The 19,943-nt window shown below is 55.8% G+C and carries 17 protein-coding genes; 8 read left to right on the forward strand and 9 right to left on the reverse strand.

Translation table 11 applies throughout. The features are described 5' to 3' along the window. Positions 1-19 precede the first annotated feature (19 nt). Positions 20-1,024, reverse strand: coding sequence for a S1C family serine protease (locus tag VHE34_RS19180; RefSeq protein ID WP_325590581.1), 1,005 nt, complete (start codon positions 1,022-1,024; stop codon positions 20-22). Between the two features lie 169 nt (positions 1,025-1,193). Here VHE34_RS19180 and paaZ point away from each other — a divergent pair, with 169 nt between their 5' ends. Further along, positions 1,194-3,242 (forward strand): phenylacetic acid degradation bifunctional protein PaaZ, encoded by a 2,049-nt coding sequence (paaZ, locus tag VHE34_RS19185; RefSeq protein WP_325590583.1) that lies wholly within the window; start codon positions 1,194-1,196, stop codon positions 3,240-3,242. A 5-nt stretch (positions 3,243-3,247) separates the two neighbouring features. Beyond that, complete coding sequence (locus tag VHE34_RS19190; protein ID WP_325590585.1) at positions 3,248-4,018, forward strand: enoyl-CoA hydratase/isomerase family protein; 771 nt, start codon at positions 3,248-3,250, stop codon at positions 4,016-4,018. 29 nt (positions 4,019-4,047) lie between these two features. Here the strand turns inward: VHE34_RS19190 and VHE34_RS19195 are convergent, their stop codons facing one another. The 4 genes from VHE34_RS19195 to fabG all read right to left on the reverse strand — a co-directional run bounded on the left by VHE34_RS19195 (position 4,048) and on the right by fabG (position 7,470). Further along, positions 4,048-4,683 (reverse strand): carbonic anhydrase, encoded by a 636-nt coding sequence (locus VHE34_RS19195; RefSeq protein WP_325590587.1) that lies wholly within the window; start codon positions 4,681-4,683, stop codon positions 4,048-4,050. A 36-nt stretch (positions 4,684-4,719) separates the two neighbouring features. Further along, on the reverse strand, positions 4,720-6,189 hold the full coding sequence (locus VHE34_RS19200; RefSeq protein ID WP_325590589.1) for a SulP family inorganic anion transporter: 1,470 nt from the start codon (positions 6,187-6,189) through the stop codon (positions 4,720-4,722). 115 nt (positions 6,190-6,304) lie between these two features. Then, positions 6,305-6,604, reverse strand: coding sequence for a hypothetical protein (locus VHE34_RS19205; RefSeq protein ID WP_325590591.1), 300 nt, complete (start codon positions 6,602-6,604; stop codon positions 6,305-6,307). 116 nt (positions 6,605-6,720) lie between these two features. Then, positions 6,721-7,470, reverse strand: a complete 750-nt coding sequence (fabG, locus tag VHE34_RS19210) for a 3-oxoacyl-[acyl-carrier-protein] reductase (protein WP_325590593.1) — start codon at positions 7,468-7,470, stop codon at positions 6,721-6,723. 27 nt (positions 7,471-7,497) lie between these two features. Here fabG and VHE34_RS19215 point away from each other — a divergent pair, with 27 nt between their 5' ends. Further along, complete coding sequence (locus tag VHE34_RS19215; RefSeq protein ID WP_325590595.1) at positions 7,498-8,724, forward strand: hypothetical protein; 1,227 nt, start codon at positions 7,498-7,500, stop codon at positions 8,722-8,724. Here the strand turns inward: VHE34_RS19215 and VHE34_RS19220 are convergent. Then, positions 8,669-10,219 (reverse strand): GH3 auxin-responsive promoter family protein, encoded by a 1,551-nt coding sequence (locus VHE34_RS19220; protein ID WP_325590597.1) that lies wholly within the window; start codon positions 10,217-10,219, stop codon positions 8,669-8,671. The genes VHE34_RS19215 and VHE34_RS19220 overlap by 56 nt on opposite strands. Positions 10,220-10,335: 116 nt before the next feature. Next, positions 10,336-11,118 carry an LPS export ABC transporter ATP-binding protein gene (lptB, locus tag VHE34_RS19225; protein ID WP_325590599.1) on the reverse strand — a complete coding sequence of 261 codons (783 nt, stop codon included), beginning with the start codon at positions 11,116-11,118 and terminating at the stop codon, positions 10,336-10,338. Between the two features lie 62 nt (positions 11,119-11,180). Here lptB and VHE34_RS19230 point away from each other — a divergent pair, with 62 nt between their 5' ends. After that, positions 11,181-12,134 carry a methylenetetrahydrofolate reductase gene (locus VHE34_RS19230; RefSeq protein ID WP_325590601.1) on the forward strand — a complete coding sequence of 318 codons (954 nt, stop codon included), beginning with the start codon at positions 11,181-11,183 and terminating at the stop codon, positions 12,132-12,134. A 16-nt stretch (positions 12,135-12,150) separates the two neighbouring features. Here VHE34_RS19230 and VHE34_RS19235 read toward each other — a convergent pair whose 3' ends face one another. Together VHE34_RS19235 and VHE34_RS19240 are read right to left on the reverse strand one after the other, a co-directional pair. Then, positions 12,151-14,097: a peptidylprolyl isomerase gene (locus VHE34_RS19235; protein ID WP_325590603.1), complete on the reverse strand. Its 1,947-nt coding sequence runs from the start codon at positions 14,095-14,097 to the stop codon at positions 12,151-12,153. Between the two features lies 1 nt (position 14,098). Beyond that, entirely contained in the window at positions 14,099-15,541 is a 1,443-nt protein-coding gene (locus VHE34_RS19240; protein ID WP_325590605.1) for a redoxin domain-containing protein, read from the reverse strand. A 55-nt stretch (positions 15,542-15,596) separates the two neighbouring features. On the opposite strand from VHE34_RS19240, the gene rlmD reads away from it, so the two are divergent. The 4 genes from rlmD to VHE34_RS19260 all read left to right on the forward strand — a co-directional run bounded on the left by rlmD (position 15,597) and on the right by VHE34_RS19260 (position 19,933). Beyond that, positions 15,597-17,006, forward strand: a complete 1,410-nt coding sequence (gene rlmD / locus VHE34_RS19245) for a 23S rRNA (uracil(1939)-C(5))-methyltransferase RlmD (protein WP_325590607.1) — start codon at positions 15,597-15,599, stop codon at positions 17,004-17,006. A gap of 134 nt (positions 17,007-17,140) precedes the next feature. After that, positions 17,141-17,803, forward strand: coding sequence for a rhomboid family intramembrane serine protease (locus tag VHE34_RS19250; protein WP_325590609.1), 663 nt, complete (start codon positions 17,141-17,143; stop codon positions 17,801-17,803). Positions 17,804-17,853: 50 nt separating this feature from the next. Beyond that, a complete protein-coding gene (locus VHE34_RS19255; protein ID WP_325590611.1) occupies positions 17,854-18,783 on the forward strand; it encodes a rhomboid family intramembrane serine protease in 930 nt (309 codons plus the stop codon). Between the two features lie 10 nt (positions 18,784-18,793). Next, complete coding sequence (locus VHE34_RS19260) at positions 18,794-19,933, forward strand: endonuclease/exonuclease/phosphatase family protein (RefSeq protein ID WP_325590613.1); 1,140 nt, start codon at positions 18,794-18,796, stop codon at positions 19,931-19,933. The last annotated feature ends 10 nt before the right edge of the window (positions 19,934-19,943 follow it).

Here is a 19,943-nt window from a genome sequence, read left to right on the forward strand (position 1 = left end):
GCCGAAGGCCAGACATTAGCTATCGGGATTCTCCCGGGGTCACCCTCAACGATTGCTTCCTCCCATTTCTCAGCACCTCCATTTCTGAAGGCCGGTTAATGACGTCCGCATGCAATTGCTTATGCAATTCGTCTACTGTTCCCACCGCATGGCCGTTAAACGAAACGATAATGTCTCCGGGGTGTATCTCATTGTTATACACCGGCTGGTCCGGCACGACCTCAAAAACATAGACGCCCGTTCGCTTTTCCAGCCGGTTGGCGGCGATCATCCTGCCCGTCAGATTGACCAGCTGTCCTGCGATACCGAGATAGGCTCGCTTGACCCGCCCTTCCATGATCAGTTTCCCTGCCACAAAGGCGGCCAGGTTCGACGAGACCGCAAAGCAGAGACCCTGTGCGGAAGCGATCGTGGCGGTATTGACGCCGATCACCTGTCCCAGCGAGTTTACCAGCGGGCCACCCGAATTCCCCGGGTTGAGCGAGGCATCGGTCTGGATGATATCGTCGATCAGCCTGCCGTTGCTGGCTCTTAGCGTCCGGCCCAGGGCGCTCACGACGCCGGCAGTGACCGTATGTTGCAATCCAAGCGGGTTACCGATGGCGATCGCGATCTGTCCCGGCTGCAGGGATTCCGAATCCGCGAAAGACAAGGACTTCAACCCCCCTACGTCGATCTTCAATACGGCGATGTCCGTGGAGGGGTCCGCGCCCGTCAGGTCGGCGTTGACCGTCCTGCTATCCGCCAATGCGACCCTGATCTCCCGGGCGCCTTCGATGACATGGTTGTTCGTGACGACAAAACCATCGGAGGAGATGATAAAACCGGAACCCGACGCCGGTACGGACCCGGATTCCCGCTGCCGGCCACGACCCGGTTCGGCGCGCTTCAGCACCTGTATATGAACGACTGCCTCCGCTACCTGGCCGACAACTCCGGTGATCGTCCGGGAGTAGCCGTCCAGCAGCTCAGCATCCTGGTTCTGCCGCGGTGCATAGTCGATAAATGAATAATTGCTTTCCATCCTGCAACAAGGACAAAATACCGACCAAACTGGATTTACTGACAGGCTGGCCGAACGGGCCGAAGCCTCGTTGGCCGAAGGCCTGACATAAGGGCTTCACGAAGGGTCGGACCGCAGGCCCGACAACATTTCTTTCGCTATCTTCGTTTACATAAACGATTGTACACTTATGCCGAAGCTTGGAAACTACGTCTATGGCCATTGGATCACCGGCGATGGAGAAGGACAGCCGCTCTTTAATGCCGCCACGGGTGATATCATCGGTCACGCCAGCACAAAAGGTCTTGATTTTGCCGCCATCCTCGACTTCGCCCGCCGGACAGGCAATCCCGCCCTGCGGCGGATGACCTTCCCCGAACGGGGCCGGATGCTTCGGGCCCTCGCACTGCACCTCCGCGAGCAAAATCGTTTAGATAGCTTTTACCGCATCAGCTACCTAACGGGCGCCACCCGGGCCGACAGCTGGATCGACCTCGAAGGCGGTATCGGAAACCTCTTCTCATACGCTTCCCTGCGCCGTAAATTGCCCGACGAAACCTTTTGTCTCGACGGCGAAGGACTGGCGCTCGGCAAGGGCGGGACCTTTATGGGTCAGCACGTGCTCGTACCCAAGGAAGGCGCCGCCATCCATATCAACGCATTCAACTTCCCCGTCTGGGGCATGCTCGAAAAGATCGCCGTCAACTTACTCGCCGGCGTGCCCGCCGTCGTAAAGCCTGCTACAGTAACTTCCTTTCTCACCGAAGCCGTGGTCCGCGAGATCATCGCCTCCGGCATCCTGCCCCCGGGCGCCCTGCAGCTCATCTGCGGAAGCGCAGGCGATCTCCTGGATCATGTCACTTCGCAGGACGTGGTCACTTTTACCGGTTCGGCTTCTACAGGGAGGATGTTAAAGGCAAATCCCCACGTCCTGGCAGAGAATACTCCGTTCAATATGGAGGCCGATTCCCTCAATTGCCTTGTCCTCGGCGAGGACGTAGAGCCGGGCATGCCGGAATGGGACTTATTCGTCAAGGAGCTGCGAAAGGAGATGACCGTAAAGGCGGGTCAGAAGTGTACGGCGGTGAGACGCATCTTCGTTCCGGCCAATAAGCTCGACGACGCCCGCAAGGCGCTGATAAAAGCCATCTCACAAACCCCTATCGGCAACCCGGAGAACGAGAAAGTGAGAATGGGCCCGCTGGCGGGACAGACCCAGCGCGAAGAGGTGAAAGCGCAGGTGTCGAAGCTGCTGGCCTCTTCCCAACTAATTTATGGGTCGCTCGACAGCGTGGAGCTGATCGACGGCGACGCCTCGCGCGGCGCCTATCTCAGCCCCTTGCTACTGCTGAACGAACATCCTTTTTCGGCCGAAGAGCCGCATTCCATCGAAGCCTTTGGCCCCGTCAGCACGCTGATGCCCTATGAGGACATGGAAGCTGCCGTCGCGCTTTCCCGGATGGGAAAAGGGTCGTTATGCAGCACGATTGTTACGGCCGACCCCGATATCGCAAGAGAGTATACACTTGGCGCCGCGACACACCATGGCCGGATACTCATTTTGGACAACCATTGCGCAAAAGAAAGCACAGGTCATGGCAGCCCCCTGCCGTTGCTGGTGCATGGCGGCCCCGGCCGCGCCGGCGGGGGAGAAGAGATGGGCGGCATCCGCGGCATAAAGCACTATATGCAGCGGGTGGCGGTACAGGGGTCCCCCTCGATGATCACCCATCTCACGAACACCTACCAACCCCATGCCTACCAGACCCTGGATGAGAAACATCCCTTCCGGAAATATTTCGAGGAATTACAGATAGGCGACACCGTTATCACCCACAAACGGACGGTCACCGAAGCGGATATCGTCAACTTTGCCAATATCAGCTGGGACCATTTCTATGCGCATACCGATCATACCTCTATAGAAGGCACCCTCTTTGAACGGCCGGTGGCCCACGGATATTTTATCCTCAGCGCCGCGGCAGGCCTCTTTGTCGATGCCGGAAAGGGCCCCGTTATGCTCAACTACGGACTGGAAGAGTGCCGGTTCCTGAAACCCGTCTACGCCGGCACGACGATCGGCGTGCGGCTTACCTGCAAGGAAAAGATCGCCCAGGAAAAAAGAGAAGAAACAGACATCCCCCGGGGCATCGTAAAGTGGTATGTGGATGTCTATGATAATACTGGTGAGTCCGTGGCTGTCGCCACGATCCTCACCATGGTAATGAGAAAACAATAATCGCTATGTTGAAACAGATCAAGGAAGGTTATGTAAAATGCGAACGCCACAACGGCGTCATGACCATCGAGTTCTTCCACCCCCAAAGTAACTCGCTTCCCGGCGCCCTGCTCGAGGCCATCACTCACGAGATCCATGCCTGCGGCAACGACCATGATACAAAGGTCATTGTGCTGCAATCCGGCGGCGAACGCGCTTTTTGCGCCGGCGCTTCCTTCGACGAGCTGCTGGCCGTCGAAACGATCGAACAGGGAACCCAGTTCTTCAGCGGGTTTGCCCATCTGATCAACGAGATGCGCAAATGCCCCAAATTCATCATCGCCCGTATCCAGGGAAAATGCGTCGGCGGCGGCGTTGGGATGGCAGCGGCAGCCGACTATGCTATCGCAGCGGACGGCGCCGACGTCAAGCTGAGCGAGCTGGCGATCGGCATCGGCCCCTTTGTCGTGGGGCCCGCCGTTGAAAGAAAGATCGGGCTTTCCAACTTCGGCAGCCTGGCTATCGACGCAACCCAATGGCGCGACGCGGAATGGGCAAGAAGGCGCGGCCTTTATGCCGAACTGCACAGCACCGTCACGGGCATGGACGAATCCATCGCGCATCTCGCGAGTCACCTCGCCCATTCGAATCCCGAAGCCATGGCGCTGCTGAAGCAGACGCTTTGGAAAGGCACCGAACACTGGGATCAGCTCCTGCCCGAGCGGGCGGCGATGAGCGGCCGGCTGGTATTAAGCGCTTTCACGAAAACGGCAATACAGAAGTTCAAAAAGAAATAAGAAAAGGCGGCCGCAGGCCGCCCTTTTGCTTATAGATCATCATACTGGTAGAGCGGATCGATGGCCGATCCGGCATCCATGTCGAAGATGGGTTTGATCAATCCATCGCGAAGCCCATATACCCACCCATGCAACTGGGGCCGGCGGTCGTTCTTCCAGGCCCGCTGGATGATGGAGGTCTTTGCCAGATGCAGCACCTGCTCCTTCACATTCAGCTCCACGAGCCGGTCGGCCCGCTTGTCGATGTCGGAAATGGCGTCCAGCTCTTTCGTATACAGCCGGTAAACGTCTTTTATATTCCGAAGCCACATATTCAGCACGTACTTGAAGTCGTGATTGGTCATCGCGGCCTTGACACCACCACAGCCATAGTGCCCGCAGACGATGACGTGGTTGACCTTCAGGTGGTTGACCGCAAAGTCAAGCACGCTGAGGAGGTTGACATCCGTATGGATGACAAGATTGGCGATATTCCGATGAACAAAGATCTCGCCCGGTTGCGTCCCGGTGATCCTATCCGCCGGCACCCGGCTGTCGCTGCACCCGATCCAAAGGAATTCAGGAGTTTGTAAATGGGAAAGCCGTTCGAAGTATTCCGGGTCGTCTCCTTTTATTTCCGAGGACCAGGCTTTGTTTTCCAGTAATAGTTTTTCTATCGGCGTCATTGATCTGATTTTTGTCGGTTACAAAGATAGTGTTTGTCAGGCTGCTTTGTGTTTTACCTCTGCCACGCTGTTCCTTCTCACCTGTACGCGTATATTTTTCAGGTGGGCATGGTGCATGAACTCGTCGATGACATCCAGTACGTCCCTGTCGATAAAGTCCGCGCGGCTCATGTCGATGAGGACGACGGAGCCCTCGGGTAAGTTTTCGAGCCGTTGTTTTACAATAGGTTTGTTGAGAAAGCTGACGTCCTTCCGAAAACGAAGGAGGTATTTGTTTTCGTCGGGCACGAACATCACCGCCGAGTGGAAATTGCTGCGTACCAGGAAAAAAAGCGCTACGCCCGTCCCGATAAGGATGCCGATGAGCAGGTCGGTCAGCAGGATGGCGCTGATGGTCACCACGAAAGGCACGAACTGATCCCAGCCTTTCCGATGAAACTCCCGGAACAGGGTCGGTTTGGCCAGTTTGTAACCTGTCATTACCAGGATCGCCGCCAGGGCGCTGAGCGGGATGGCGTTGAGCAGACCCGGAATCAGCAGCACGGACAACAATAACAGCGTGCCATGAACGATCGTCGAGAGGCGGGTCCGGGCGCCGGCATTCAGGTTGGCGCTGCTGCGGACGATCACCGAGGTGATGGGCAGACCGCCGATCATCCCCGAGATGAGGTTACCGATCCCCTGCGCTTTCAGCTCCCGGTTGGTAGGCGTGCTTCGGTTGTAAGGATCCAGTTTGTCGATCGCTTCGATACAAAGCAGGGTTTCCAGGCTGGCGACCAGCGCAATGGTGAGCCCGGTGATCCAAACCTGAGGATTGCCGAGGTACTGCCAGTCGGGGAAGCGGAAGAAGGCCGAAAAGTCTCCCAGGTCCCCGGCGACCGGCAGGTTCACGAGATGATGCGCGGCAAGGGTATGCGGTGAGCCGCCCTGTTCCAATGCCTCGCTGATGGCGATGCCGACGACGACAACGACCAACGGCGCGGGGATGTACTGGAAGATCTTCTTTTTCTTGAAGAAGGGCAGGTCCCAAAGCAAAAGGATACCGACGGAGACGAGGCCGATACCTGCCGCTGCGGGCGCAAAGCCTGCTTTATAGCCAAGGAGATGCGGCAGCTGTTTGAAGATGAGGATAAGCCCGATGGCGGCCAGCATCCCGCGGATCACGGAGTTGGGCACATAGTCGCCCAGGATACCCGCTTTTAAAAATCCAAAGACGATCTGCAGGACGCCGGCGATGACCACCGAGAGAATAAACGCTTCATAGGCCGGCATTTTGCCGATGGCTACGGCGACGATGGCAGTGAGGCCTGCCGCGGGGCCGCTGACGCTTAGCGAAGATCCGCTGAGACTGCCGATGATGATGCCGCCTACGATGCCGGCGATGATGCCGGCGAATAAGGGGGCGTTGGAGGCGAGCGCCACTCCGAGACAGAGCGGCAAGGCAACGAGGAAGACTACCAGGCCGGACGGCAGATCCGAGCCCAGGTGTTGGGATAGTTTTTTCATACTCGAATTATTTTTGAAAGAATGATGGGCAAGACGATGCCTTCTATCGCCTGCTTTGCAGGCGCATTTATGAAGCGCTAATGATGGCGCTTACGCGCAACGACCCTCCGGGTCGTTAGGAGAGAGGAGGGGGCGTAAGAACATCGTCAGCATGCCGGAGCGGCATGGCGGGCGAATGGATGGTGTGGATCGGAGTTACGGATATATAGGAAAGCTGGGAAAGGGTCGGAATAGAAACGGGCAGAAAGTCTTTTTGCCAATCATCGCCGGCACGGCTGAAATCGGGATCATCGGCATGACGGATCTCCTCCGTTGCCGTGCCGCCGAGCAGCCAGGCCATGGTCTGCTTCAAGGGTAATAGCTGTGCACTCAGCACAAGGAGAAGAAAAACAGATATGATCTTGCGGGTCTTCACGCGGGGCCAAAAATAATCAATCCCGAGCGTTTTCCTATGGGGCGGACTATTCTTTCATCTTTTCTTAACGAAAAAGAGCCGGTGGGTAACCGGCTCTCCATTAGATATTTAGTCCGTCAGATGTTTAATCCGCCACAGGCGCTGATCACCTGGCCGGTGATGTACGAGCTTAAGTCACTCGCCAGGAACAGGGTCGTGTCGGCGATCTCCTCTGCGCGGCCGAAGCGACCGAGAGGAATGCTTTCGAGAAATTTCCTGGCCCCGTCGCCATCTTTCAGATAATGCGTCATATCGGTCTCTACAAAGCCGGGAGCGATGGCATTGCAACGGATATTGCGGCTTCCCAGTTCTTTTGCAACCGATTTTGTAAACCCGAGGATACCGGCCTTCGAGGCGGCATAGCTGGCCTGTCCCGCATTGCCGCTGACCCCAACGATAGAGCTCATGTTGATGATGGACCCGCTCTTCGCCTTCATCATCGGGCGGATCACCTGTTTGGTCATATTGAACACGCTGGTCAGGTTGATCTGAATGACTTCATCCCATTGCTCGGGCGTAAGACGAAGCAGCAGGTTGTCTTTCGAGATACCTGCGTTGTTGACGCAGATATCGACGGTGCCGAACTCTTTTATCACATCGCCGACCATCGCCTCGCATTCCGCGAAGACGCCGGCATTGCTCTTGTAGGCCTTCGCCTTTACCCCGGATGCCTTCAGCCTTTCTTCCAGCGTCTTCGCCTTCTCATCGCTGCTCAGATAGGTAAAAGCCACATGCGCGCCATGCTCGGCCAGCTTGAGGGCCACCGCCTCACCGATGCCCCGGCTGGCGCCGGTGACGATCGCTACTTTGTTTTCCAATAATTTCATGGGCCAAATATATATCTTTAGCGCCTTATGTATCACCCTAAAAATTTACCGGCGGGACTGCTGCTGCTTTTTTCGGTTGAAACGCTTTGTGTCACCTGGCTCCTGAAGATCCCGGGCTGGGTCCCTTTCTTTTCGGTGTTGTACGGGCTATCGGGTATCGGTATCGCGATCGGCCTGACGCAGGCGCCGGAGTTGCACCTTCCGGCGCTTTCCCGGCGTGCCTGGACACTGCCGGTCAACCATTACCGGTCGGTCGTCGTAGGCCTGATGGCATTGGCCACCTGGTCCTGGTGTCAGTACTGGTTCGAAGAAATGCCCATCGATATCACCAATGCCGATATGCTGCCGATCATCAAAGTCATGGGCGAACGATTCATCGCCGGACAACATGGGCATGTCTATGATATTATCCCGTGGATCTGGAAGGGCACCCAGCCGATCTATCTTCCGGCGATGTGGTTGCCCTATGTGCCTGCGATATTCGTGGGTCTCGATATGCGTTGGATCGCCGTTGCGGGGCTGTTGTTTGCTTTTGCCGTCTTTATTTTTTTATACCGGCCCGGGAAATATCTTAATTTCTTCCTCGGCGTCCTTGCCTTCCTCCTGTTCTGGTGGATCGTCGCCGACAACACGGCGGGCATCGTCAGCGTCGCGGAAGAAGGTACGGTCATCGGCTATTATGTGCTGTTGGTGCTGGCGCTGGTCTCCGGCAGACCCTGGCTTACTGGCCTCGCGATCTCGCTTTGCATGCTGAGCCGCTATGCACTGGTCGGCTGGATACCCGCCTATCTCGGCTGGCTGGCGATGGAAAAGAAATGGCGGAACCTTTCGGTCATCACGCTCATGGGTATATTGTGCTTTGTCCTGCTGTTCCTGTTGCCGGTAGGGCTGGACACCTTTATCCGGCTCGCAAAGTTGCCGGGGAATTATGTGGCTTTCGCCGGGAGAGTGTGGAAGGACAGCCCGGATGTTTTTTCGACGGCGCCGGGCCTGGCCTGGTTCTTTGGGCCGGGACGCGTGGGATTGCAGCATAGCCTGCTGATCGGGCTCAGTTTTATCGTTCCGCCGCTGTTCATATTTGTGGGGCGGCGTCTGGGCGGCGCCAACCTGCCGCTGGCGGCATTAAAGCTGGCGTTGGTCGTCTTCTTCAGCTTTATCGACGTCCCCTATCTCTACCTTTTCTATACTTCTTCTTTTATCAGCCTCCTTGCGTTGACCCTGCTCCTCCGCCAGACCGATCTGACTTCAGCATAGCCTGGATCTCCTCGATGTATTTCCGGTCGTTGGCCAGGCGGGGCACCTTGTGCTGGCCGCCCAATTTTCCTTTTCGTTTCAGCCAGGCCGTGAATACGCCTTTCTCAAGGACATGCAGCCGGGGCATGCCGAGCGCAATGTCCTTATGCCGTTTGGCCTCGTAGTCGCTGTTAATGCTTTTGAGGGCCCCGTCCAGCTCTTTGACGAACCGGTCCAGGTCGTCGGGCTTCTTCTCGAATTCTACCAGCCATTCATGGGCGCCGTTACCCGATTCGCCGAAATAGACCGGCGCCGCGGTGTAGTCATTGACGATCGCGGCCGTCTTTTCACAGGCGATCGCGATGGCCTTGTCGGTGTTGTCGACAATGACCTCTTCGCCAAAGGCATTGATGAAATGCTTCAGACGGCCGCTGACCTTTATCCGGAAGGGGTCGCGGGAAGTGAATTGGATGGTATCTCCCAACAAATAACGCCAGAGACCTCCATTCGTATTGATCACCAGGGCATAGTTCGGGCCGATCTCCACGTCGCGAAGTCCGATGGTCTCGGGATGGGCCTTGCCGTATTCTTCCACCGGCATGAACTCCATGAAGATGCCATGGTCGAGAAAGAGCAGCATCCCGTCGTCGTTGGGGCTGCCCTGGGCCGCGAAGAAGCCTTCGCTGGCATTGTACATATCGAGATAGTGGATATCCTTGCCGATCAGCCGGCGGAATTGCTCACGGTAGGGGGTAAAGGCGACCCCGCCATGGATATACAATTCGAGCGAAGGCCATACTTCGGCCAGCGTGCTCTTGCCGGTGATCTCGAGGATACGGCGGATGAGCACCAACGTCCATGTGGGAACGCCGGAAATGGAGGTGACGTTCTCTACGATGGTATTTTTGGCCAGCCGCTCGATCTTGTCTTCCCATTCGTCCAACAGCGCAATGCTCAGCTCAGGGGTGCGGATCCAATTGCCCCAGAAAGGCGCGTTCTGCAGGAGGACGGCGCTGAGGTCCCCGTAATGAACCTCCTCGTTCACCTGGTTGATGGTATGGCTACCGCCGATGACCAGCCCCTTGCCGGTAAGCAGGTCGGATTCGGGATTGAAATTATAATACATGGTCAGGACGTCCTTGGCGCCCTTGTAATGACAGTCCTGCAGGCTTTCTTCGCTGACGGGAATGAATTTGCTCTTGTCGCTGGTGGTGCCGCTGCTCTTGGCGAACCAGGTGATCGGGGTGTTCCAGAGGATGTTCTGTTCCCCGTTCATGATCCGTTGGATATAAGGCTTCAGGTCGTCGTATTCGTGGATGGGAACGGCCTGTTTGAAATCGCGAATGGAAAAAGTGCGGGAGAAATTGTACTTGCGGCCAAATTCGGTATACTGGGCGGAGGTGACGAGATGCTGCAGTACTTCCCGCTGAACGGCGATCGGATGCTTCACCCATTGTTCAATGCGCTCCTGGCGCAATCTCGCCAATCTCGATATGGCCGGACTCAATAGCTTCATACGCCGACGGAGGAGGCGTGTCCGAAGGACAAACATTAGCGCTTCAATGATGGATGCCCGAAGGGCATCGACACACTGCCTACCCCCAATTGGCAATGTAGTGAATCGCCGTGAATTTAAAGCGTATTTTTTTCTTCCTGCTGGCGGGCTTCCTCGTGGAGATAGTCCTTTCTTTTCAGCTCGAAATTCCGGCCCAGATAGAGTCTTCGCACCTGCTCATCCTCGGCCAGTTCCTCGGCGGTGCCGTGCTTGAAGATCTTTCCGTCGATCAGCAGATAGGCGCGGTCGCAGATGGACAGCGTTTCATTTACATTATGGTCGGTGATCAGGATGCCGATATTGCGGAATTTGAGCCGGGCTACCACCGACTGGATGTCTTCAACCGCGATCGGGTCGACCCCGGCAAAGGGTTCGTCCAGCAGGATGAACTTGGGGTCCACGGCCAGTGCCCGGGCTATCTCGGTCCTTCGTCGCTCCCCGCCGCTGAGCGAGTCACCGTTATTCTTGCGCACGTGATGGAGGTGGAATTCATCCAGCAAGGCCTCCAGCTTTTCCTTTTGTTGCGCCTTGCTCAGCCTGGTCATCTCCAGCACGGCCTTGATATTGTCCTCTACGCTGAGCTTACGGAAAACGGAGGCTTCCTGGGGCAGATACCCGATGCCCATCTGCGCCCTTTTGAACATCGGCAGACGCGTGATGTTGGTATCATTCAGAAAGACGTCGCCTTCATCCGGTTTGATCAGGCCGACCACCATATAGAAGGTGGTGGTCTTACCGGCGCCATTCGGTCCCAGCAACCCGACGATCTCGCCCTGTTCCAACCGGACGGAGACGTGATTGACCACGGTACGGTTGTGATAGGTTTTTACAAGGTCCTGGGAATGAATGGTAATACTCAAGTTCTTCGATTTTGCCCGCAAAAATAACTAAGTTTGCAGACTAAAATGAGTTAAAATCGTATATGAAGGTTATAGATCATATCAGAAATGCGAAAAATACCCTTGTTTCCTTTGAAATCCTTCCCCCGCTGAAAGGCAAGACGATCAGTTCCATATATGAACACCTCGACCCCCTGATGGAGTTCAAGCCCTCTTTCATCAATGTCACGTATCACCGCAGCGAAACGATGTTCAAGAAAAAGACGGACGGGACCTTCGAAAAGGTGGAGGTCCGTAAACGGCCCGGCACCGTCGGCATCTGCGCCGCGATCATGAACCACTACCGCGTCGATGCCGTTCCCCACCTCATCTGCGGCGGTTTCGCCAAACGCGAGACCGAAGACGCCCTCATCGACCTCCATTTCCTCGGCATCGATAATGTACTGGTACTGCGGGGCGACGCCGCCAAAAATGAAAGCTCGTTCGAACCCGAGCCCGATGGCCATCGCTATGCTATCGATCTGCTGAAGCAGGTGGCCTGTCTCAACCAGGGCGTCTATCTCGAAGAGGATATCAAGAACGGCGGCAAGACCAACTTCTGCATCGGGGTCGCAGGCTATCCCGAAAAGCATTTCGAGGCGCCCAATCTCGAGACCGATCTCATGTATCTCAGGGCCAAGGTCGATGCGGGGGCGGAATATATCACCACCCAGATGTTCTTCGACAACCAGAAGTATTTCGACTATGTCAAGACCCTTCGGGAAGGGGGCATCACCATCCCCGTCATCCCTGGGCTGAAACCCATCACCACCAAGAAGCAGCTGAGCATGCTTCCCAAAGTGTTCCATGTCGATCTGCCTACCGAGCTTTCCAACGCGATCCTCCAATGCAAGACCGATACGGATGTAGAGCAGGTCGGTACCGAATGGCTGATCCAGCAGAGCAGGGAATTGAAGAAAGCCGGCGTGCCGGTCCTGCATTACTATACATTGGGCAAGCCCAAGGTAATCGAGGCGGTGGTAAAGGCGACACTCTAGACGCAGTGGCGACCCATTAAAGGGTCTTAAACACCGATTCTTCCACTTTTACGGGATATTTCTTTTTCAGTTCGGCGACCCACTGGTCTTCCAGGGAGCCCTGGTAGTCGTTGATCACGAACCCTCTCGCATCACGGAAATCCCGGGGCTCCCGTTGTGGATAGGTTTTGAGGATATAGGAAAAGCTGACCGAATTGTCCGTGGGGTTGTTGACGAAGGCGGTAAACATGCCGGGGGCGCCTCCTGCCTTTACTCCGCCGGGGATCTGGGCCAGCTCATAGCGGCCCGAGTCCGCCTGGACAGCCGCGGCGCCGCTGTCGGCCATTGCGCGCCAGGCCTGGATAGGATGCGTCTGAAGCCTGGATTTGAGGTCCTCCGCCGTCCGCGCATTGTTGCACGTGAATAACAGGGCGTCCGCACTGGGCTCCCACCAGTATTTATCCCTGTGCGCGTCGTAATATTTCCGCAAGCCGGCGCTGTCGGTGGAGGCCTTGTCCCAAATCCTCCGCTGCATGATCTCGAACAGCAGATTGCCCTCCCTGAATTCCGTCAGCTGGAAGGCGAAATCCTTGTTATAATCCTCCAGGTGATTGCGATAGTAGTCCTGCGCCATCCGCTCTACGAACCGGTCGAACAACTCCTTGTCCGCCTGTGGTCCGGCCGGTGGCCTGGAGCCCCTGCCCGCGCGGGCAAAGTCCAGCCACTCCTTGAGGAAATAGGACTGGTTCCCAAAGAAGAACAGCGTTGTCGTAAAACCAAGTCCTCGGAAGCTCGTAAGGCCGGGATTGCGCATGGCGCTGTCGGTATAGGCCCAGAGATCGAGATCGTTGACCTCCGCCATCCGGAATTGTGTCTGCTGCTTGATCCGGTCGAGCAGGGCCTTCCGCGACACTTCGATGCGGGGATCGTTCATCACCTGCTGTTTCACCAGGGCGGTTGCCGGCTCGTCCATAGTGGCGGGGAAAGGATTGCGGCTAAGACGTCTGATGATATGATAGCCAAACTCACTGGCGAGGGGCTTGCTGATCGCCCCGTCCCTGTCCAGCCCGAAGGCTGTAGCCTCGAAGGCCGAATCATAGCGGCCGATGCCGAACTCCGGCAGCTCTCCGCCTTGCTGGTAAGAAAGATTGTCGCCGCTGTAGCTGCGGGCCAGCGCAGCGAAATCCCCGCCCTTGCGCAACAGATCGTAGAGGGAATCTGCCTTACGATGCGCCTCCTGCCTCTGGGCTTCCGTCGCCGAAGGCGGGAACGCGATCAATATCTGGGCTACTTTTATCCGGCCAAGGGATTTCCGTTCGCCGTCGTTGCGGAAGATATGATACCCGCCCTTCGTCCGGTAGGGTTTCGAGATCTGGCCCGGCGCCAGGGAATAGGCAAGAGACTCCAATTGATACGGCAGCGTGAAGACGGTGATATAGCCGAGACTGCCTGAATTCACTTTCGCAGAAGGGTCTTCCGAATACATCCTGGCAATGTCCTCGAATTTCTTGCCCCTCTTCAGCACGGTATAGGCCGCCATCGCCTTCTCATAAGCCCGGGCCGTATCATACGGCGAGGCATTCTTCGACAGAGCAATGAGAATATGGGAGATATGGATATCCTTCTGGCCTCGCTGCCAGGCTTCTTTGACCAGGCGGTCGAGGCTTGTCTCGTCCTTTAGATAGGACTCCGCCACCTGTGACCGGAAGTTCTGAAGCTCCATGCGCTGCCCCGCCAGGGTGTCCAGCTGGGCATCCAGGGCCGCCCTTACTTTCAATTTGTAGCGGATATAAAGTTCGAGGTATTCGCGATAGGAGGCCGGGGTCGGCTTTTGCGCCGTATTATTCTTGTTGTATGCCTTCAGGAATTCCTCCTTGCTGACGGAGTAATGATCGACAGTAAATAGAGTTTGCGCGGAGACGCCTGAAAGGAACAAAAGGAAAAGAGCAACAAAAATGCAAAGCGACTTGACCGGCATGATCATATCAATTGGATTTTTTTTGACGCAGTTTCAGGTTTATGACTTCATCGATCTGTTGATAGGTCAACTTTTTGGCGACAATATGCTTGTCTTTATCCAGCAGGTAGAGAATGGGGGTTTGATACACGTCGTAAAGCTGGCGATAGTTCGGCTGGCCCGCCTTTTCGCCGGCGTCCTGGTGCTCCTTGGTCTCATAAACGTGCACCCAGTCGGTTAAATTGTGATCCTTAATGAATTGCAGCCAGGCCTCATTGCCCCCGTCCACCATGACGCCATATACCGTTACTCCCTCCTGTTTCCATTTGGCATGGTAGATGGAGTCCACCTTCGGCACGATCTCCTTGCAATGGCTGCAGGTGGGGTCCCAGAAGCAGATCACGATAAAGGGCGCGCTGATATCGTAAAGGTTTCGCGGTTTTCCCGCCGTATCCACCATTTCAAGGTTGGCGGCGGGCTGGCCTATCAAGTTGGCCATCAAGCTGTATGCACGGTTGTCAAGAAACTTCCGGTAGGTTGGAGTAAAAAATTCCGCCTGGCCGGTATTGATGTATTTTTCGAAGAGGTGGACAAAAACCGCGTCCTGGCCCATGTATTCCGGGTTGACGTATTTCTGGACAAAATACACCAGCAGGTATTGAAACATCGGTTTGCTGACCCGGGATTCCAGCAGCATCCGATCCGCTTCACGCGTTATGGAGTCCGGGTCCGGCGGCACCAGGTCATGGAAGTATTTATCCAGCCGGGGCTCGAATACCGGCGTCCGGCTCAACCGTTCGTCGGAAAAGGAAGTGCTGTCCCAGTAGTGCTCTTTGTAGTATTGATAGGCAAAGAGGCTGTCATATTTTCCGCCGGGCTGGCTGGCCGCGGGGGGGACCACCGGCTCTTTCAGGAGCCGGAAAAGGGTGGTCAGCAGGGAGCCGGGGTACTTGACCGCCAGGTTCTGTCTGAATTCCTGGATCTCCGTATTGGCTTTCTTTATCTTTTCCCGGATACGGGCCGAGTCGGCCCTGGAGTGCGTAGTTGCCAGCTCTTTTTGCGCCGCAGTGATCTCCTTGCCCTTGGTGTTGGTGTACCGGGTATAGCTCTGGAAGACGATATTGTCCGGCGATCCCGTAAAGACTACGCTTTCGGGAAGGTGTGCCGTATCGGCGGCGATGGAGAAGCGCTGAAGACTGTCCAGCAACAGCTCAAAAAGCACGGTCCTGCCGGGCGACACGATGAAGTACACTCCTCCGGGCAGCCGCTCCCTGCCGTTGAATACGCCTTCCCCGTTGGCGTCCAGCTGCGCCGAATCGGCCAGGGCCCTGATCTTTCCGTAATAATAACCCAGGTAAACCTTTCCGCCGGTATAAGGCTTCAGGTGAAGGCGGATGGAGTATCCGCTTTGCTGCGAGTTAGCGGTCAATAAAAAAAGGAAACAGGCGGCGGATAATAGGATCTTCCTCATACACAGGTAAAAATAAGAATATTTTCAGGAAGCGCATTTTCAGGATATTTGCAGCGTGAGAAAAAAGAAGAAAAACATTGAGCTACAGGGTATCAAAGTGGAAAACTATGCCGCGGAGGGGAAATCCCTCGCGCGCGTCGACGGAAAAGTGATCTTTATCGAGAACGTCGTCCCGGGAGATGTCGTCGACCTCCGGCTGGGAAAGAACAAGAAAGACTGGGCCGAGGGCTTTGTCACCGCCTTCCGGGAGTATTCCCCCCAGCGCGCAGAGCCATTCTGTTCCCATTTCGGGGTCTGCGGCGGCTGCCGCTGGCAGATGCTGCCCTATCCGCTGCAGCTGCAATACAAACAACAGCAGGTGGAAGACGTCCTGCGACGCATCGGGAAGGTTGAACTGCCCGATATAACGCCCATCCTCGGCGCTCCTGAATCCATCCATTACCGCAACAAGATCGAATACACCTTTTCCAACCGGCGCTTCCTGCTTCCCAACGAGCTGCATGACCCGGCGGTGAATCCCCAACGGAACGTGGCGGGCTTTCATGCAAGGGGGCTCTTCGACAAGGTAGTGGATATCGATACCTGTTATCTGCAGGTCGAGCCGACCAACCGTCTTCGTAAGGCCGTAAGGGATTTCGGGCTGGAACGCGATATTTCTTTTTATGACATCCGGGAGCACCAGGGCTGGCTTCGCAACCTGATGCTGCGGATCTGCACGACGGGGGAGGTCATGGCCAACCTGGTCCTCGGTTATGAGGACGAGGGGCTGACCAAAGAATTGACCGGCCACCTGCTGCAACAATTTCCCGAATTGACCACACTATTAGTGACGATCAATCCCAAGTGGAACGACAGCATCAATGATTTGGAACCCCGGGTCGTCCACGGCAGGGGATTCGTCATCGAGCAGTTGGAGGATTTCCGGTTCAAGATCGGACCCAAATCCTTCTTCCAGACGAATACCCGTCAGGGAGAAGCGTTGTATCGCGTCACCCGCGAATATGCGGAGCTTACCGGGAAAGAGACGGTCTATGACCTGTATTGCGGCACCGGCAGCATCGGCATCTTCGTCAGCCGCCATGCCGCCCGGATCGTGGGGGTGGAAGTGGTGCCCGAAGCCGTTTCGGACGCGGTCGGAAACGCTGCGCTGAACAATATTCAGCAGGCCCGGTTCTTTGCGGGCGATGTCGTCGATGTCTGTAACGATGAGTTCTTTGCCCGGGAGGGGAGACCCGATGTGATCATTACCGACCCGCCCCGCGCCGGCATGCACGAAGGCCTCGTGAACAAGATACTCGAGATAGGCGCGCCGACCGTCGTCTATGTCAGCTGTAATCCTGCCACCCAGGCGCGGGACCTGCGCCTGCTGGATGCGAAATACGCGGTCACGCGGGTCCAGCCGGTGGATATGTTCCCGCATACCCATCATATTGAAAATATCGTCCAATTGAAGTTGAAGGGTTAATTCGTAAATTGTGCGATAAAATCCGCCACAGGCGGATGGGCCGAAGGCCAGACATTAGCCATTTGCGCGAATAAGGCTATATTGCGAGCCAGACCTATTCGCGTAAATAATACCATATTAATAGACAAAGAAGAATGATGCGTTTCAACATACCCCCGGTCGTCAGGATTTTACTCATTATCAATGTTGTAGCCTTTCTCGCCCAAACATATGCAATACCTGGTCTCACGGAATGGGGGGCGCTGCACTATTGGAAATCTCCGCTGTTCAAGCCGCACCAGATCATCACCCACATGTTCCTTCATGGGGGTTGGTGGCACATCTTCGGCAATATGCTGGTCCTGTTCTTTTTTGGCAGTCATCTGGAAGCCTATTGGGGCGCCAAGCGGTTTTTGAATTTTTATCTTATCTGCGGGATCGGTGCAGCGATCACTCAAATGCTGATGATCCCCTGGGAGGTCGGCCGTGCGGTTCAGGCCGCCTATCCGCCTGAAGTCTGGCCCCAGGCCCTCGAGGTGAACATCAATGACTATTCCATGATCGGAGCCTCGGGCGCCATCATGGGAGTCATGGCCGCCATCGCCTACCTTTTTCCCAATATGGAGATCTATATCTACGGTGCGTTTCCGATAAAGGCCAAATATCTCGTCCCTGTATACGTCCTTTTCGATCTGTTTGGCGGATTCGGCCGCCAGGCGGGGGACAATGTCGGTCACTTCGCCCACCTGGGAGGAGCGCTGGTCGGCCTCCTCATCGTGATATTCACTAATCGGACCAATCGCCGGAATTTTTATTAGCCGGGATCGAACATCCGTTGGGACCGTTTTGTAATCTCATAAACAATCGTATGCCTGTAATGGAAGAAAGCAGTTATCGCAAGAAGATGGCCCTGGGGCAGGATGGCAACGCATTGGTCCGGCTGGTCGTGATCAATGCCGTATTGTTTGCGATGCTCCAGTTTGTATCCATTATTTACAAGGCCTACAGCCTTCCCGACTCGGCCTTCAACGACAAGGTCCTCTCCTGGTTTCTCCTGCCCGCTTCCCCTGATAAGCTATCCGGCCGTCCCTGGACCGTGCTGACCTATATGTTCGCCGATATGAGCATCTTCCGATTCATCGGCAACATGTTCTGGCTCTGGGGGTTCGGATATATTTTGCAGGACCTGACCGGGAACCGGAAGCTCATCCCCATCTATCTCTACGGAGGCATCGCTGGCGCGCTCATCTACCTCCTCTGTTATGCCTTTATTCCGGGACTGCACGCCAGCGTCACCATCGCCCAACTGGCCGGGGCCAACGCCTCGGTGATCGCGATCGCGATCGCCGTCACCTCAGTGGCGCCGGATTACCGCATCTTCCCAATGATTAACGGCGGCATTCCGCTCTGGATATTGACTACTCTGTATCTGGTGATCAATTTTGCAACGATGGACCGCCACGAGCCCGGCCCCTTTATCGCCAACCTGGCCGGCGCCGGCGCGGGATGGCTGTTCATCTTCTTCCTTCGGAAAGGATACGATGGCAGCCTTTGGATCAACCGGTTCTTCGATTGGTGCAATGACCTCTTCAACCCCGACCGCAAGAGAAAGATAAGATCCGCAAAGGACGAGTTCTATTATAAGGTCTCCGGCACCCAGCCGTTCAAAAAGATACCCAACGTCACCCAACAGCGCATCGACGAGATCCTCGATAAGATCAACCAACAAGGGTATCGCTTCCTTACCGACGAGGAAAAAGAAATCCTGAAAAGGGCCGCGGACGAAGAAGATTTGTAACTTAGGGCAAATGGCCCCCCTGAGAAATTACGCCCGCCGGCTGTTCATCATCCTGAACATTATTACAGCTGTGCTGTTCCTGCTGGCCTGCGCGAATTCCTTTCTGCATCCGGGCAGGTGGTGGCTCGTCTCGCTGCTGGGGCTGATCTTCCCGCTTTTGTTGCTGTTGCTGCTCATCTTTATCCTCATCGGGTTCTTTATCTCCCATTATCGACCCTGGTCACTGCTGTCGCTGGTGACCCTGCTCATCGGCTGGTCCAATATCCGCGCCTTTTTCGCCTTGCATCCCGGGGCGGGTTTCGACATGAAAAAGCCGGCCGGCGCCATCCGGGTCATGACCTGGAACATCCGCAGCTTCGATGAATACATCACCAAAAGGAAGGGCGCCTCCGGTCACCGGGCCAAAATGCTGAACTTTATCGACAGCGTCCATCCCGACATCCTTTGCCTGCAGGAGTTCACGGAATCCTATCGCTCCAACGACACCCCCAACATCCCCGTGATCGAACAAAACCTGCGATTTCCTTATCATGTTTTTTCGAAGGACTATGGCCGTTATGACGGAAAATGGGGTGCGGGAGTGATCATTTTTTCGCGGTACCCGATCGTGGACTCGCAAATAGTCCACTATTCCAAGCCCGACCGGGTTCCCGCCACCGAGAGCCTGGCTTCCGCGGATATACAGGTCGGCGATGATACGCTCAGGGCCTTTACGACCCACCTGCAGTCGGTGCTCTTTCGCAGCAAGGACTACCATGATATCGATATCATCAAAAAGGTCGATGACAGCATCGTAACGGCTTCTAAATCCATCGCAAAAAAGCTCGCCTATGCCTTCCAGCACCGGGCCGACCAGGCCGAAGAAGTGCGGGTACGGCTCGACAGAAGTCCCTATCCGGGATTCATCTGCGGAGACTTCAACGATGTTCCCAATTCCTACACCTATTTCACCATCCGCGGCTCATGGACCGACGCATTCCTGCGGCGGGGTTTCGGCATCGGCAGGACCTTTGTTCATCTTTCGCCTACGCTGCGGATCGACTACATTATCGCCGATCCGCAGTTCGAGGTTCTGCAGTGCCGGAAATTCTCCCTCCCTTGGTCGGACCATAATCCCGTCGTGACCGATCTGCGGCTGACCACACACTAAAAATCGTATC

It is taken from the genome of Puia sp. (assembly GCF_035546395.1).
Lineage (GTDB): Bacteria > Bacteroidota > Bacteroidia > Chitinophagales > Chitinophagaceae > Puia.